At 64.6% G+C, this 15,432-nt stretch carries 14 protein-coding genes; 5 read left to right on the forward strand and 9 right to left on the reverse strand.

Features of this window, described 5'->3' with window-relative positions; all coding sequences use genetic code 11:
- Positions 1-10: 10 nt before the first annotated feature.
- From J3S28_RS15835 to J3S28_RS15850, 4 genes are all read right to left on the reverse strand, one after another.
- Positions 11-406: an NADH-quinone oxidoreductase subunit A gene (locus J3S28_RS15835; protein ID WP_207841684.1), complete on the reverse strand. Its 396-nt coding sequence runs from the start codon at positions 404-406 to the stop codon at positions 11-13.
- Positions 407-669: 263 nt separating this feature from the next.
- The gene (locus tag J3S28_RS15840) at positions 670-1,089 is read right to left on the reverse strand and encodes a DNA-binding transcriptional response regulator (RefSeq protein ID WP_207841685.1); all 420 of its coding nucleotides are present in this window, start codon (positions 1,087-1,089) and stop codon (positions 670-672) included.
- A gap of 42 nt (positions 1,090-1,131) precedes the next feature.
- A complete protein-coding gene (locus J3S28_RS15845; RefSeq protein WP_207841686.1) occupies positions 1,132-3,306 on the reverse strand; it encodes an MMPL family transporter in 2,175 nt (724 codons plus the stop codon).
- A 35-nt stretch (positions 3,307-3,341) separates the two neighbouring features.
- A complete protein-coding gene (locus J3S28_RS15850) occupies positions 3,342-4,925 on the reverse strand; it encodes a long-chain-fatty-acid--CoA ligase (protein ID WP_207841687.1) in 1,584 nt (527 codons plus the stop codon).
- A 117-nt stretch (positions 4,926-5,042) separates the two neighbouring features.
- On the opposite strand from J3S28_RS15850, the gene J3S28_RS15855 reads away from it, so the two are divergent.
- Genes J3S28_RS15855 through J3S28_RS15865 form a run of 3 tightly spaced genes read left to right on the forward strand, consistent with a single transcriptional unit; the run spans position 5,043 to position 7,991 of the window.
- Positions 5,043-5,852: a crotonase/enoyl-CoA hydratase family protein gene (locus J3S28_RS15855; protein ID WP_207841688.1), complete on the forward strand. Its 810-nt coding sequence runs from the start codon at positions 5,043-5,045 to the stop codon at positions 5,850-5,852.
- Positions 5,845-6,975, forward strand: coding sequence for an acyl-CoA dehydrogenase family protein (locus J3S28_RS15860; RefSeq protein WP_307797174.1), 1,131 nt, complete (start codon positions 5,845-5,847; stop codon positions 6,973-6,975). The genes J3S28_RS15855 and J3S28_RS15860 overlap by 8 nt, the downstream gene beginning before the upstream one ends.
- Complete coding sequence (locus tag J3S28_RS15865) at positions 6,975-7,991, forward strand: acyl-CoA dehydrogenase family protein (RefSeq protein WP_207841689.1); 1,017 nt, start codon at positions 6,975-6,977, stop codon at positions 7,989-7,991. The genes J3S28_RS15860 and J3S28_RS15865 overlap by 1 nt, the downstream gene beginning before the upstream one ends.
- Before the next feature lie 131 nt (positions 7,992-8,122).
- On the opposite strand, the gene J3S28_RS15870 is transcribed toward J3S28_RS15865, so the two are convergent.
- From J3S28_RS15870 to J3S28_RS15890, 5 genes are all read right to left on the reverse strand, one after another.
- Entirely contained in the window at positions 8,123-9,289 is a 1,167-nt protein-coding gene (locus J3S28_RS15870; protein ID WP_207841690.1) for a thiolase family protein, read from the reverse strand.
- 39 nt (positions 9,290-9,328) lie between these two features.
- Positions 9,329-10,486: an acyl-CoA dehydrogenase family protein gene (locus tag J3S28_RS15875; RefSeq protein WP_207841691.1), complete on the reverse strand. Its 1,158-nt coding sequence runs from the start codon at positions 10,484-10,486 to the stop codon at positions 9,329-9,331.
- 100 nt (positions 10,487-10,586) lie between these two features.
- The gene (locus tag J3S28_RS15880; protein WP_207841692.1) at positions 10,587-11,039 is read right to left on the reverse strand and encodes a DUF6764 family protein; all 453 of its coding nucleotides are present in this window, start codon (positions 11,037-11,039) and stop codon (positions 10,587-10,589) included.
- A gap of 76 nt (positions 11,040-11,115) precedes the next feature.
- On the reverse strand, positions 11,116-11,691 hold the full coding sequence (locus J3S28_RS15885; RefSeq protein WP_207841693.1) for a TetR/AcrR family transcriptional regulator: 576 nt from the start codon (positions 11,689-11,691) through the stop codon (positions 11,116-11,118).
- A 2-nt stretch (positions 11,692-11,693) separates the two neighbouring features.
- Positions 11,694-12,188: a hypothetical protein gene (locus tag J3S28_RS15890; RefSeq protein WP_207841694.1), complete on the reverse strand. Its 495-nt coding sequence runs from the start codon at positions 12,186-12,188 to the stop codon at positions 11,694-11,696.
- 160 nt (positions 12,189-12,348) lie between these two features.
- On the opposite strand from J3S28_RS15890, the gene J3S28_RS15895 reads away from it, so the two are divergent.
- Positions 12,349-12,978 (forward strand): TetR/AcrR family transcriptional regulator, encoded by a 630-nt coding sequence (locus J3S28_RS15895; RefSeq protein ID WP_207841695.1) that lies wholly within the window; start codon positions 12,349-12,351, stop codon positions 12,976-12,978.
- Between the two features lie 62 nt (positions 12,979-13,040).
- The gene (locus J3S28_RS15900) at positions 13,041-15,389 is read left to right on the forward strand and encodes an MMPL family transporter (protein WP_207841696.1); all 2,349 of its coding nucleotides are present in this window, start codon (positions 13,041-13,043) and stop codon (positions 15,387-15,389) included.
- Positions 15,390-15,432: the final 43 nt, after the last annotated feature.

Genomic DNA, 15,432 nt, shown 5'->3' on the forward strand with positions numbered 1-15,432 from the left:
TGGTGTGCGGTCAATCCCAGCTGAGGCCGCCACGCCTCCACTCGTAGGCGTACGCGACGGAAACGTTGAAGATGAACAGCGCCATGGCGAGGAGCCCGAAGAGTCCGAGTGAGTCGAAGTACACGGCCCAGGGGTAGAGGAACACGATCTCGATGTCGAAGATGATGAACAGCATCGCGGTCAGGTAGTACTTGACCGGGATGCGCTGTCCGGTGCCGCTGGCTGCGAGATTGCCGGAGCCCAAGCCGCCCAGCGGGTTTGGAACCGGTTCGATGCCGCACTCGTACGCTTCGAGCTTGGCTCGGTTGTACCTGCGCGGGCCGACCAGGTTCGCGAGCATGGCCGAGACCACTGCGAAAGCGACCGCGATGGCGCCGAGAACGAGGATCGGGACGTAGAGATTCATCGGCGTGCGTTCCTCCTTTCGCGCAAATGGCGGGCGGAGAGGTGGTCGGGCGATCGGGCGGACGATTCGAGGGCGTCCGGTCGCGGTGACCGCTCAGGGCTGTGTGTGATCTGAAACACACACTACCGGCGGTCGCGACGCCGCTGTGAGTGTTACGGGGCCTGTGCGCCGTGTCGATTTGTCATCGCAGTTATCTATATAGCTCATAAATAGCGATCAAGGGCATGACTTGATGCAACTGAAAACAGCGTCTGACAGAGGATTTACACGGTGGACGAGAAGATCCCGACGACGGCTGCGGTGAGCCGGAAGGGGTCGATCGGTCGCGGCACCACGGCCTCGGCCTGCGACCATGTCGCCAGCCAACGGTCCTCGGGACGTCCGGTCAAGATCAGGACGGGCGGACACCGATCGATCTCGTCCTTGAGCTGTTTCGCGATGCCCATCCCCCCGGCGGGTGCTGCCTCGCCGTCGAGGATCACCAGATCGATGGCGCCCGCATCCATCTCGCGGAGCACCCCTGGTGCGGTGGCGACCTCGACGTAGACGAAGGGCGCCAGACCGGACGGCGGATGGTCACCGAGCGCGGCGATGACCTGCCGACGGACGCTCGCGTCGTCGCTGTACACGAGGACGCGGGTGGCATCGAGACGATTGGTGGCGCGTACCGGGGCGTCGGTCACGTCGCCGATGCTACTCGCCTGACCGAACCCGTCGACGTTCGTTCAGGATTTGACCAACGACGAGTCGTCCGGGTTCGTGGGTCCGTCCGGCCCCAAGTTCTCGTCCGGCCCCAAAGTCTCGTCTGACCCTGTGGGTTTGGTTTTGTTCGCGGGCCACCAGAATGCGCCGCGTTGTAGCACCGACAACCCGGGCACCAGCATGGGCGCCATCACCAATGAGGCCAGGAGGACTCCGATCGCCACGCCTGCACCGAGTTCCCTGAGATTGTCCAGACCGGTGAGGACGAGCGACGCGAAGGTCAACGCGAGGATCGTGCCGGACGCCGCGACTGTGGGGCCGTCGTTGGCGATGGCGATCTCCGCAGCCTTCTGCGGCGAGTGCCCGTTCTGGAACTCCTCACGAAGGCGCTCGGCGAGCAGGATGTTGTAGTCCGTCCCGATCGCGATGACGAAGAGATACAGCACGATCGGCGTGGAGAAGTCGATGCCCACCAACCCGGCGCCGTGCAGAAAGACGATCACGACCGCGCCGAGCGTCGCAGCGAATGTGAGTCCCACGCCGAGCAGCAGATTGAGTGGGGCGAGGACCGACAAGAGCAACAATCCCAGGATCACGCCGACGATCACGAAGGCCACCGGCATGACGAGCTTGGTGTCGGCGGTGAGTTGAGCTCGGACGTCGACGAGCGTCGAGGTCTGACCACCGACCTCGACCTCGGCATCGGGCACTGAACTGCGTGCGGTGTCGCGCACCGGTCCCTCGACCGTGTCGATCGCACCCGTGGTGTACGGCCCCTCGGTCAGGATCACGTTTACGAGCGCCGCGGTGCCGTCAGCGCTCAGCTTAGGTGGCTCCACGGCTGATACACCGGGCACTTTGCTGAGATTTGTTGCCAGTGTCGCCAATTCGTCCTGCGGAACGGGCCCGGGTGTTTTCACATACACCTGGGTCGGACTCAGTGCCCCTGGCGGAAGGGAATCGGCGAGCGTGTCGAAAGCCTCCTGCGACGGCGTATCCGCCGGCATCTCGGCGAGCGTGTCGTACGTGGCCTTGTAGCCAGAACTGAAGACGGCCAACACGATGAGCCCGCCGACGACGGCCGCGACCACGATCGCGGGGCGGCGTCCGACGAAACGTCCGAGTGCTCCGTAGGGGGACCGCTTGGGTTCGCGGCCAGGCCCGAGTGGCCAGAAGAGATGACTGCCGATGATGGTGAACACGGCGGGGATCAGGGTCAGGGCCGTGATCAGCATCAGCGCCACCGCGATGATGAGCCCGGGTGCCATAGAACTCAATGATCCGAGTTTCGCGAGAAACAGAGCTGCGAAGGCGCCGATCACCGTCAGGGCGGACGATGCGATGACCCGGCCGACGACCCTGGTCGACAGGGCAATGGCATGTGGCGGGTTGTCGCCCTGTCGTAGTTCTTCGCGGTAGCGGAAGAGCAAGAAGACGATGTAGTCGGTGCCGACGCCGAACAGTACGACCACCAGGATCGCACTGAGCGAGGTACTCACCTCGAAGTCGAAGATGCTCGCGGCCATGGCCGTGACGCCCTGTACGGCGGTGAAGACCAGGCCGATGACGACGATCGGCAGGACCGCGATGATGGGACTGCGGAACACCAGGCCCAGGGTGAGCAGGATGAGGACGATGGTGGCGATGGTGATGACCTTCGTGGCGTCGCCGTATGCGGTGACGGTGTCGACCTCGATGGCCGCGTTCCCCGTCAGGCCCGCTTCGAGGTCGGTGCCCTGCAGGGCCTTGTCGGCGCTTGTGCGAACGAGTGGTACCGCGTCGTCGACCACGTCCTCGCCGGGTTGCCCGGCGAAGACAACCTGCAGCGCCGCGACCTTCCCGTTGGGGGAGAACGATTCCGGGCTGCCGACGACATCGGTCACCCCGGGGATCTTCTCGTTCTGCAGCGTGGTGGCCAGGCTCAGGGCCGTCTGCTGGTCCTGCGGCGACATCGGCGTGCCATCGCTCCGGGAGACCACCAGCGAACCGGTGGCTCCGGCGGTTTCGGGAAAGTACTCGTTGCCCAGGTCTTGGGCCTTGATCGACTCGAACGAACTCGGCAGGAAGTCCTGCTCGTTGCCACTCGTGTGATCGTCGAGACTGGGGGAGAAGATCACGATTGCCAAAGCCACGAGGACCCAGCCGGCGATCACCCGCCACGGATGGGCGACCACGACGCGCGCGATGAAAGCGAACATGGGCTGATCCTATTAGGCGCCACGCGAAGTTGGCCTCACTTGTTCACCGGCTGCGCCCGCGTCCGGAGTTCAGCCTTCATCACCTTCCCGCCCGCATTCCGCGGGAGTTCGGGTGCCAGCGTGATGTGTCGTGGGCACTTGTATCCGGCGAGGCGATCCCGGCACCACTGCTCGACCTCGGCGTCGGACGGGGGTGTGGCACTGGGTCGCGTGACGATCACAGCGTGCGGGACCTCGCCCCACCTACGATCTGGCAGCCCTATCACCGCGACCTCGGCGACCGCCGGGTGCGCTGCGATCGTGTTCTCGACCTCTGCGCAGTAGATGTTCTCTCCCCCGGAGATGATCATGTCCTTGAGGCGGTCGACCAGGTAGAGGTAGCCGTCCTCGTCTTCACGCACCAGGTCGCCCGAGTGGAACCAGCCACCCCGAAATGCTGCGGCGTTCTCCTCGGGCTTGTTCCAGTAACCGCTCATCACCGACGGTCCGCGATAGACGATCTCGCCCACCTCTCCGTGTGCGACGTCGTTCATCTCGGCGTCGACGAGACGAACCTCCACATTGAGAAGCGGGGTGCCGATCGATCCGATCTTGCGGGTCGCGTCTGAGCCACGGAGCACTGTGGTGACGGGACTGCACTCGGTCTGTCCGAAGGACGTGCTCAGCTCCGCCCCTGGGAAGGTGTCGATCAGGGTGCGCAACAGGGTCGTCGAAGCGGGTGCGCCGCCCCATGCGATGGCTGTCAGCGCGGACAGGTCGCGCTCGGCGATGCCGGGTACGGCGCAGACCGCCTGCCACTGCTGAGGGACCAGAAAACACGACGACACCCGCTCGCTTTCGAACAGTTCCACGATGGCGGCGGGATCGAACGTGCGTGACCCGGCGATCACCAGGGTGCCACCGAGATACACCGAATGCAGCAGTGCGCTGATACCACCGATGTGGAAGAGCGGGGTCGCGACAAGCCAGACCCGGCACGTGGTCGGGGTACCTGAATGAGCGATTCGACTTGTCACCTGAACGAAGAGATTGTGGTGGGTGAGCACCGCGCCTTTCGGCCGTCCGGTGGTGCCGGAGGTGTACATGATCAGCGCCGGCGTCCTTTCGTCCACCACCGACTCGACCGCTGGGCCGGACGCCGCAGCCAGCGAGTCGGCGTAGTCGTCAAACGGCAATTCGGCACTCGTACCCGGGCTCCCGACCATCAGGCCGCCGCGGACGGCGTCGACCGCCGGGAGGGCTGCGGAGGCCACCGCGGCGCAGTGGGTGTCTACGACGAGGAACACCGCGCCGCAATCGGCGAGCATGTATTCGATCTCCGCGGCCACACACCGGAAGTTCAGTGGCACCGCGATCGCGCCGATCCGGGTACACGCCAGTATCGCGACGACGATCACGGGATGGTTGTGCGCCAGCACCGCGACCCGATCGCCGGGCCCGATCCCGCGGTCGCCGAGGACCCGGGCCAGGCGGTTGACCTCATGGTCCAGCTCGCGGTAGGTGGTCCCGGCGCCGTCGTGGCGGATGGCGACCGCGTCCGGTGTGCGGCGCGCGTGCCGGGCCATCTGATCGCTGAGCGTCATGCCGCCGCCCGCGGATGACGAGTCTGGAAACTGCATCCTCCACTTGTATCGCGGTGCGGTGGTTAGGCTGAGTCGTTGCGCTGAATTGGTGGTACGCCGGCCCTGCAGCGGGTCGATCCGCGCCGTACTACCCCGACCCGAACGGATCGAATGATGTCTGAATCGACCGATGTCGTCCTCGCTCACACCGAGGGGCACGTCACCACCTGGACACTGAATCTCCCGGATTCCCGGAACCCGATTTCGGGGGACGATGTGGTGGAGCGGCTGGTGGAGTTGGTCGAGGCAGCGAACACCGATCCGCAGGCGCGGGTGGTGATCCTGACCGGTGCGGGCAGCGCTTTTTCGGCGGGCGGCAACGTCAAGGACATGGTCGACGGCAACGGGATGTTCGGGGGGAAGCCGCACCAGATCTATCAGGGGTACCGGCGGGGCATCCAGAAGCTGGCCCGCGCGGTGTACTCGTGCGAGCTTCCGTTGATTGCTGCGGTGAACGGGCCCGCGGTCGGCGCGGGGTGCGACCTGACGCTGATGTGCGACATGCGAATCGCTTCCACCAAGGCATTCTTCGCCGAGAGTTTCGTCAAACTCGGCATCATCCCCGGCGACGGCGGTGCCTGGCTGCTGCCACGCGCCGTGGGCGCTGCTCGCGCCGCGGAGATGGCCTTCACGGGAGATCGGGTCGACGCGGCCACCGCGCTCGAGTGGGGGTTGGTGTCCAGGGTGGTCGAACCCGATGACCTCCTGGCCGCCGCGCAGGACTTGGCTGCGAGGGTCGCCGTCAACCCGCCACATGCCCTGCGGGCGACAAAGCGGCTGCTCCGCGAATCCGGTAGGCAGGACTTCGACGGATTCCTCGAGCTGTCCGCTGCGATGCAGGCACTGTCACATCCCACCGACGATCACCGCGAAGCGCTGGCTGCTTTCGGCGAACGACGGACCGGAGAGTTCACTGGTGAGTGAGCTGCCGTCGCAGGAACAACTCGATGAGTTGCGCGGCGAGGTACGCGAGTTCCTGAACCGCTGTGTGGCCGAAGGCGTTTTTGTTCCGGCCGTCGATTGTTGGCTGACCGGCTGGGATCCGGATTTCAGTCGGATGTTGGCTGAGCAGGGGTGGCTGGGTATGACGATCCCGGTCGAGCTCGGTGGTCACGGTCGTGGATTTCTCGAACGTTTCGTGGTGACCGAAGAACTGCTCGCCGTGGGTGCCCCGGTGGCTGCGCACTGGATCGCCGATCGTCAGGCGGCGCCGACGCTGGTTCGGTTCGGAACCGATGCTCAAAAGGCTCGTTTTCTGCCGGCGATCACCGCGGGGGAGCTCTTCTGGGCCATCGGGATGAGCGAATCGGAGTCCGGATCGGATCTCGCCAGCGTGCGCACCAGGGCGATACGGGTCGAGAACGGCTGGCAGATAAGCGGAACCAAGCTCTGGACGTCGGGGGCACATCTCGCACACGGGTTCTTCGCTCTGGCGAGGACTGAACCTCTCGATCGCGAGAACCGGCATGCCGGTCTCAGTCAGTTCATCGTGATGCTCGATTCACCTGGCGTCGAGATCAGTCCGATCATCACGATGGGCGGGGACCACCATTTCAACGAGGTGCGTCTCGACGAAGTGTTCGTACCGGACGATCTGGTGCTGGGAAAGATCGGCGACGGCTGGCATCAGGTGACGTCGGAGTTGGGGTTCGAGCGCAGCGGACCCGAGCGGTTCATGTCGACATTCGGGGTGCTGGCGTCGGCGTGCGACGAGATGTCCGCGGGACGCCTGCCGGTGGACCCGTCGGTCGGCCAACTGACCGCCCGGATGTTCGGTCTGCATCAGCTCTCTCGCACTGTGGCCACTACGCTGTCGCGTGGTGAGGATGCCGATGTCGAAGCCTCCGTCGTGAAGATGCTCGGCACCAGAACAGAAGGCGACATCGTGGATCTGTTCGACCTCATGGTCGACGACAGCGGAACGGCGAGCGTCGATTTCCGGCGCAAGGTGGACGTGGGCGTGACGCAGAGGCCGGGATTCACCTTGCGCGGCGGTACCACAGAGGTACTGCGCGGCGTGATCGCACGCGGATTGGGGATGCGCTGATGAGCTCGCCCAATCACGAACTCGCCGAGCTGCTCTCGTCGCTCTTCGAACGTCATGTGGACTCCGCGCCAGAGTCCGCCGAGATCGACCGGAACCTGTGGGCAAACTTGCGCGAGACCGGTCTCGACCGGCTCACCGGTGGTCCTGACAGAGAGGGCGGTGAGGCCGGATGGGCCGAGTCCGCTCTGCTGCTGCGCGCCGTGGGGGCGAAAGCTGCCAGGGTGCCGGTCGCGGAGAACGACGTGCTGGCCGGGTGGCTCCTCGACGCGGCAGGTATCGCGGCCCACGACACCGACATTCGTGTTGCGGCGCAACTGGACTCCGTCGGTCGGTCCGGTGGCGTGCCGTGGGCGAGTGAGTCCGACAGGTTGGTTCTGTTGTGGCGCAACGGAGATGACTGGCAGGTCTCGGACGTCGTGCGGTCGGAGATTGGTGTCGAGCCCGGCCGAAGCAGGGCGGGTGAATCGCGCGATGCGGTGGTCGTAGACACCTCAGGCCTTGACGCAACCCCGGTGCCCGCCACGGTGGCAGCCGAGTATCGCTTGCGTGGTGCTTTGACGAGAAGTCACCTGATGGTCGGCGCCATGAGCCGTGTTCAGCAGGTTGTCGTCGAACACGCCGGGGCCCGCGTGCAATTCGGCCGCCCACTGGCGAAGTTCCAGGCGGTGCAGCACATGGTCGCCGACCTCGCTGCCGAGACGTCACTCGCAGATGCCACCACTTCGGCTGCCGCAGACCTGGCCGGGAGACACGGTTTCGGTGATCCGCGAACAGCTCTGGCGGTCGCGGCGTCGAGGTCGGTGACCGGTCACGCCGCCTCGGTGGTGGTACGCAACGCCCACCAGGTGCTGGGCGCCATCGGCTTCACCCGCGAGCACGAGCTGCATCGCTACACCAATAGGTTGCTCTCGTGGCGAGCCGAATACGGATCTGTCAGGTCGTGGGACGACGAACTCACCCGAGCAGCAGTCAAAGCGGGCTCAGCCAACTTGTGGACGATGGTGACGGGCGGCTGAGAACCCGGGTGGCACTTCTCTGCGTGTGAGCGGAGGGCTGGGCCGCGCGTGATGCAGTGAGGAGCGCGGGCGCGTAGCGACCACGCGACGAGCGAAGAGCGCGCAACAAGGCCCAGCCTGTAGCGAGCAATCTAGCAGAGCTCCAGGATGGTCGCGTTCGCCATGCCACCACCCTCGCACATCGACTGCAGCCCGTACTGAATGCCGTCGGCACGCATGCGATGGATCATCGTTGTCATCAGCCGTGCCCCGGAACCGCCGAGGGGGTGACCGAGCGCCATTGCTCCGCCGTCGGGGTTGAGCCGGCTGTAGTCCGCGCCGGTGCTGCGCTGCCATCCCAGGGACACCGACGCGAATGCCTCGTTGATCTCGAAGGTGCCGATGTCGTCGATCGACATCCCGGCTCGTGAGAGCACTTTGGCGGTGGCGGGGATGGGGCCTTTCAGCATGGTGATGGGATCGGCGCCGACGACCGATACCGAATGCACTCGTGCGATCGGGGTCCAGCCGTGAACCGATGCCAGTTCGCTGGTGGTGATCAGCAGTGCCGCCGCGCCGTCGGAGATCTGCGAGGCATTGCCGGCGGAGATGACGCCGTCCTCTTTGAACGGGGTCTTGAGACCTGCCAATTTGTCGATGGTGCCGCCGCGTCGAATTCCTTCGTCGGTGCTCACCACCGTGGTGGTGCCGTCCTCCGCGGTGACGGTGATCGGCGCGATCTGGTCGACAAAGCGGCCTTCATCGATCGCGGCGGCGGCTCTTTCGTGTGAATCGAGCGCGTGCTGGTCCAGATCGGTTCGGCTCAAACCGAATTCATCGGCGATCATCTCGGCACCGATGCCCTGGTTGAACGCGAAGTTGTCGTATCGCTCGCGAACCATGGGCCCGAATGGCTTTCCGTGTGCACCCTCGGCTTTCGCCGCGCCCATCGGCACCCGCGACATCGATTCGACACCGCCTGCGATCGCGACGTCGTAGTGGCCGGCGATGACCCCGGCGGCAGCGAGATGCACGGCCTGCTGCGACGACCCGCACTGGCGGTCGACGGTGAAGCCCGGTACTTCCTCGGGCCAGCCGGCCGCGAGTACGGAGTACCGGCCGATGCAGCCGGCCTGTTCACCGACCTGCGATACGCAACCCCAGATGACGTCGTCGACCCGCGCCGGGTCCAGATTGTTGCGGGCGGCCAGCGCCTGGAGAACCTGGGCTGACAGGTCCACCGGATGAAGGCCGGACAGTCCGCCTCCACGCTTGCCGACGGGGCTCCGGACGGCGTCGACAATTACAGCGTCACGCATGTGAAGTTCACTCCTGAAGGGTTGTGACGGCGAGATCGACTAGATGCCGAGGGATTTTGCGATGATGGTCTTCATGACCTCGCTGGTGCCGCCGTAGATCCTGGAGACGCGCGCATCGGCGTAGAGCCTGGCGATCGGGTATTCGGTGACGTACCCGTAGCCGCCGTGTAGCTGTAGGCACTTGTCGATGACGCGGCCTGCGCCCTCGGTGCAGAACAGCTTCGCTTTTGCGGCATCGGCCACCGACAGGTCGCCGGCGTCGTGCAGTTCCAGCGCGCGATCGGCCATCAGGACGATGGCGTCGACGTCCGTCGCGCATTCGGCCAGTACGAACTTCGTGTTCTGGAACGCCGCGAGCGGTTTGCCGAAAATCGTGCGTTCTCTGACGTAGTTGATGCCGTGCTGCAGCGCCGCCTGCGCGGACGCGGATGCCTGCAGGGCGATAGTGAGGCGTTCCTGCGCGAGGTTGTGGGTCAGATAGTTGAAGCCCTCGCCTTCGTCGCCCAGGCGGTCCGTCACCGGTACCCGGACGTTGTCGAAGTTCAATTCGGCGGTGTCGGAGGCCTTCAACCCGATCTTGTCGATCTTTCGGCCGACAGTGAAGCCTTCGGATGTCGTGTCGACACACAGGATCGTCAGCCCGGACCGGCGGTTGTCTTCGGTGCTGGCGGCGGTGCGGCAGACCACGAGGATGAGATCGGCGAGTGCGCCGCCGGTGATGAAGGTCTTGCCGCCGTTCAGGATGTAGTGGTCACCCTCCTCGGACAGCTTGGCCGTCGTGGAGATGTTGGCCAGATCGGAGCCGGTTCCGGGCTCGGTCATCGCGATCGCCGTCATGATGTCGCCCGAGACGAATCCGGGTAGCCAGCGCTGTTTCTGTTCCTCGGTCGCGTATTCGACGAGATACGGGAGGATCAGGTTCGAGTGCACCGAGTACGAGCCAAAGGTGACCCCGGCGCGGGCCGCTTCCTCGGTGACGACTGCGGTGAATTTGAACGTCTTGGCGCCGCCGCCACCGAACTCCTCGGGGGCTTCGATGCCGAGGATGCCCAGCTCGCCCAGTCTGTTGTAGAACTCGCGCGGCGGGTGGCCCTGCAGCTCCCAGTCGTGGTGCACGGGAGCGACTTCTCGACTGATGAAGTCGCGCACGACCTTGCGAAAAGCTTCATGTTCCTCGTCGAACACTGTCCGAAGCACTGCCCCTCCATCCACAGGTGCCCAGGCCGCAGGCAGTGCGACACGGTGCGAATTCGAACTTAGAGCACCTGTGGATGAAGTAAGGGCAGTATCGGTTTTCTCAGCCGAGAGGGATCTGCACGGTGCCGTTGTTGAGGCAGCCCTTGCCGGTCTGGAAATCGCCTGCGAAGCCGAGGCCGCCCACGCAGGTCGGAGCGGTTTGGCCGTTCACGGTCACCTCGCCGCCGGGGCCGGCGATGCCGATCGAGAGACCGGGGTTGACGCCGGTCATGTTAACAGTGGCTCCTTCGCCGATGGCGATGGCAGCGGGACCTGAGAAGTTGTCGCCTGCCACGCTCGCTTCGCCACCGTCGATGGTGATGGCCAGCGTGAGTCCGGTGGGACCGGAGCTGACGATGCACTGGTCGGTGGACGTCGCCTGGCCGGGAAGACCGGGACAGATGGACACCTGCGGCGGTGCAGCCGAGGCTGCGGGTGCGGCGGCGAACGCCAGCGCGGCGGTTCCGGCCGTGGCAGCAAGAACACCCAAGGTTGTACGCGCGATTCGAATCATCTGAACTCTCCTCATCATGTGCGATGTAGCGGGCTTCTCTTATTCGAAGCCGCACCTGATATGGATGGTTCCTAAACTATTGATTTTCTAAACTACCGCTGACGTTCAATCCGGCCTGCAGCGCCAGTGAGTCGAGCATCTGCTGAGCCACCCACCCGAGCGAACTCACGTCGTGCGGCAGTGCGGCCTGCTCGTAACCGATGAGGATGTAGATGGCCCAGCTGGCGAACCCTTGCGCCGTCTCGACGTCGCCGAGCAGGTCGAACGCCGATTCGTAGACGATGGCATAACGGTTCTTGTCCACCTCTTCCTGGATCGGCCGCACATCGGGGCTCACACTGCTCCAGGTGCGGATCGCCGCCTCGGCGCCGTGCGGAAGTGCCAGGCCCACCTGGATGAGCAGTCTGACCCGCTCGAAGGGGTCGGGGATGGCCCGGGCGGCCTCCATCTGCCTCACCGTCCGGGTTTTGAGCCAGTATTGGAGCAGTGCCTCGGTGTAGGCGCCCCAGTTCTTGAAGAAGTGGTAGAAGGATCCGGTGGTGACACCGAGACGGTTACACACCTCTGAGAGTTTCAGGGCCCCGTAACCCTCGTTGGCCAGGATGTCGAGCCCGGTTTCGAAGTACGCGTCGCGCGACGCCGGTGTTCCCATTGCTATTCGATCGAGAATCCGAAGGCGTCGCTGCCCTTGGTGCAGCGTGAGAGCACTCCGCGGGTCTGCGACGGGCCACAATCCCAACCGCTCACCTTCTGGGGACTCCCGGTAGCGATCTTCGGGCCGTACTCCTTGGCGATCGGCATCACCACTGCGCAGTCCACAGAACCTCCAGGAAAAATGATGACGTGCAATGCACCGTCGGGGCCGTTCACAGTGTCGCACCGGGTGCCCTCGACATCGGGCAGTTTCTTCGAATCGGGTATCGACGTCGCCGGAGGGAGCGAGGGTCCGGGCACCGCCGGGGCGTTGGAATTCTGGGCGGACGCGGTGCGGCTCGGGCTGGGGTCCGCCGGCGCGGACGACGCGGGGCCCGTCGTAGCGGATGGTGTTTCCGACGCGGTCGACTCGTCGCCACCACAGGCGGCCAGTACGGCCACCAGACCGCCGACCATCACAGCACTTCCGATGAACCGAGGTAGGCGTGTGCGCATGGCGACAACCGTATCGAACGAAACACCCCTTAGTGACCCCTGGTGACCGTGGCAGTCATGTGTGACGCCGGTCATTATCGGGATGACGAGTGACAGATTCGACAAAGTTGCACAAGCAGGAAAATTTGCAGCGATCTGCAAGTTCCGTACGCTGGCAGTCATGCAGCAGATGGGTCTACGGGAATCGAAGAAGGCAGCCACCCGGCTCGCCTTGGCGACCGCGGTGCTTCGTCACGCGGCGGACCGCGGCCTCGAGTCGGTCTCGGTGGACACAGTTGCCGCAGAGGTCGGCGTCTCGACCCGGACCTTCCACAACTATTTCTCGGGTAAAGAAGACGCACTGATCTACTTCGTCGGTGTGATGCTCGAGCGACTGGCCGAGCTCATCGAATCCCGGCCTGCGTCAGAAGTGCTCTGGGACTCGGTCGAGTACGCGCTGACCGAAATCGCCTGCAGCCCCGACGCCGAGCCCGGACAGTTCATGACCCTGATCCGCTTGCTCGAGAGCGAGCCGGCCTTGGCCGACCATCACACGCACGACGGTGTGGTCTCCGCGCAGAAGGCCCGGTTCGAAGGGGTCATCAGTGCTCGCGGGCAGCAGACGGAACTGGGTCTGATCGAACGACTCGTTTTCACGAACGCGGTCGGCACCATGCGGGTCGCGCTGGAGATGTGGACCGAGGGCCTGGTGCCGGCGGACACAGATCTACGCACGTTCCTCGGTGAAGCCTTCCGACTCACCAAAAGCGGCCTGGCCGGATCTGTTCCGGCGACGCCCCACCAAACCTGAGTTCGCACACGCGACCTCGCCGACAAACCTCCCTGTACGACCAAGAACGGAAGGACCAGCACGTGGCCACTCATCTCTATCGGATAGGCAGATGGGCTTATCTGAACAAATTCAAGATGATCGCGATCTGGTTGTTGGTGCTCGTCGGGATGGGGGTCGCCGCCGCGACGTTGTCGAAGCCCACGTCCGAGAGCTTTTCGATCCCTGGTATCCCGTCGGAAAAGGCGCAGAACCAGATGATCGAGGCCTTCCCCGAGAAGCCCAAGTTCGACGAGAACGTCAGCGTCAAGTACGTCATCAAGGCTCCAGACGGGTCGAACCTGACCGAGCCGCAGTATCAGTCCGCGATCAACACCATGGTCGAGCAGATGAAGCAGTTCGATGGGGTCAAGGCTCCTGAGGAGTCGATTGCCAATCCGTTCGATACCTTCGGAACGCAGCAGAATCCGGGTCCCGGTCGGGACGCGATCGTGCAGTACCAGGAGCAGACTTTCGGAAAGACGCCGCAGCAGGCACAGGCGGATGCGCAGGCGAGTTCACCGATCAACTCCGATGCCACGATCGCTCAGCTCGGCGCGGCCTTCGACGTCGAGGCAGCAGCGGACGTTTCCTCCACGGCTCACACCCAGATGGAGGACGTCGCGAACTCGGCGCGGGCCAGTGGTCTGACAGTCGAGATGTCGGGTACTGCGTTGCCGCAGCCGGCAATCGGGTTCACCTCCGAGCTGATCGGTATGGGCGTCGGGGCCATCGTGATGATCCTGACCTTTGCCTCGCTCGTGGCCTGGGGCATGCCACTCATCACCGCGCTCGTCGGCGTCATCATCGGCATGCTCGGTGTCACCGCGGCGACGTTCTTCTTCGACTTGAGCTCGGAGACCCCGATCCTCGCGACGATGATCGGTCTCGCGGTCGGTATCGACTACGCACTGTTCATCGTCTCGCGGTATCGACATGAGGTGCACACGTCGAAGTCCCGGGCCGAGGCGGCCGGTAAGGCCGTGGGCACAGCGGGTTCGGCAGTTGTCTTCGCCGGCGCCACCGTGTTCATCGCCCTCGCGGCCCTGTTCATCGTGAACATCCCCTTCTTGACCGCCATGGGTCTGGCTGCTGCCGGCACAGTGTTGGTGGCCGTGCTGGTCGCCCTGACTCTGCTGCCCGCGATCCTCGGGATCTTCGGCAACAAGGTGTTCGCCGGACGGCTCAAGTTCCTCAACCCACCGGACGTCACGCCACACGACCCGGCCCGTCGCCACAACGGTCAGCGCTGGGTCAACCAGGTCGTCAAGCGTCCCGCGATCTTCGTGATCGGGTCGATCGTGATCCTCGGCCTGCTCGCCATCCCGATCGGTGGGCTCAAGCTCGGCCTGCCGAACGACGGCAACGGAGACCCCAGCACCACCCAGCGCAAGGCCTACGACCTGGTCGCCGAGGGCTTCGGCCCGGGCCAGAACAACCCGTTCGTGGTGGTGGCCGACGGCAGCGGTATCGCCGACGAGGGCCAGCGGATCGAGGCCTTCAACGGCCTGGTGAACCAGATCAAGGGTGTCGACGATGTCGCCACCGCGGTCATCAGCCCGGGTGATCTGAATGAATCCAAGGACACCGCGATCATCTCGGTGCTCCCGGCCAGTGCGTCCGGCGACGATGCCACCCAGCAGTTGGTCAAGGATCTGCGTGGCCTCGAATCGAGCGTCACCGACAGGACCGGCCTGACCTATGGCGTGACCGGTCAGACCGCCATCGAGATCGACGTCTCGGATCAGTTGTCCTCGGCGCTCATCCCGTACTTGATCGTCGTCGTCGGCCTGGCATTCATCCTGCTGATGATCGTCTTCCGGTCGATCCTGGTCCCGCTCACCGCCGCACTGGGCTTCCTGCTCAGCATCGGCGCGACCTTCGGCGCCACGGTGGCCATCTTCACCAACGGCGACCTCGGCCTGGTGGGCAATCCGCAACCTTTGGTCAGCTTCCTGCCCATCATCCTGATCGGCATCGTGTTCGGTCTCGCAATGGACTACCAGGTGTTCCTGGTGAGTCGCATGCGTGAGGCGTATGTACACGGAACGCCGGCCAAGGAGGCCGTGGTCAGCGGGTTCAGTCAAAGCGCTCGCGTGGTGGCGGCCGCTGCCGCCATCATGGTCTCGGTGTTCGCCGCGTTCATGCTGCAGGACATGGTGTTCATCAAGGCGATCGGATTCGCCCTTGCCGCGGCGGTGATTTTCGACGCCTTCATCGTCCGGATGACACTGATCCCGGCGGTGCTCGCGATGCTCGGCGACAAAGCCTGGTGGCTGCCGAAGTGGTTGGACAAGATCCTGCCCAACGTCGACATCGAGGGTGAGAAACTTAACAAGACCCTCGCAGCCGAACAGGCGGAGTCCGACGAGCGCGTGGCATCGAAGGTCTGATCGTCCGCCGAGCGTTTTGCCGGGCAGGGCTGCTGACTGGGAA

The organism is Williamsia soli, from assembly GCF_017377795.1.
GTDB lineage: Bacteria > Actinomycetota > Actinomycetes > Mycobacteriales > Mycobacteriaceae > Williamsia > Williamsia soli.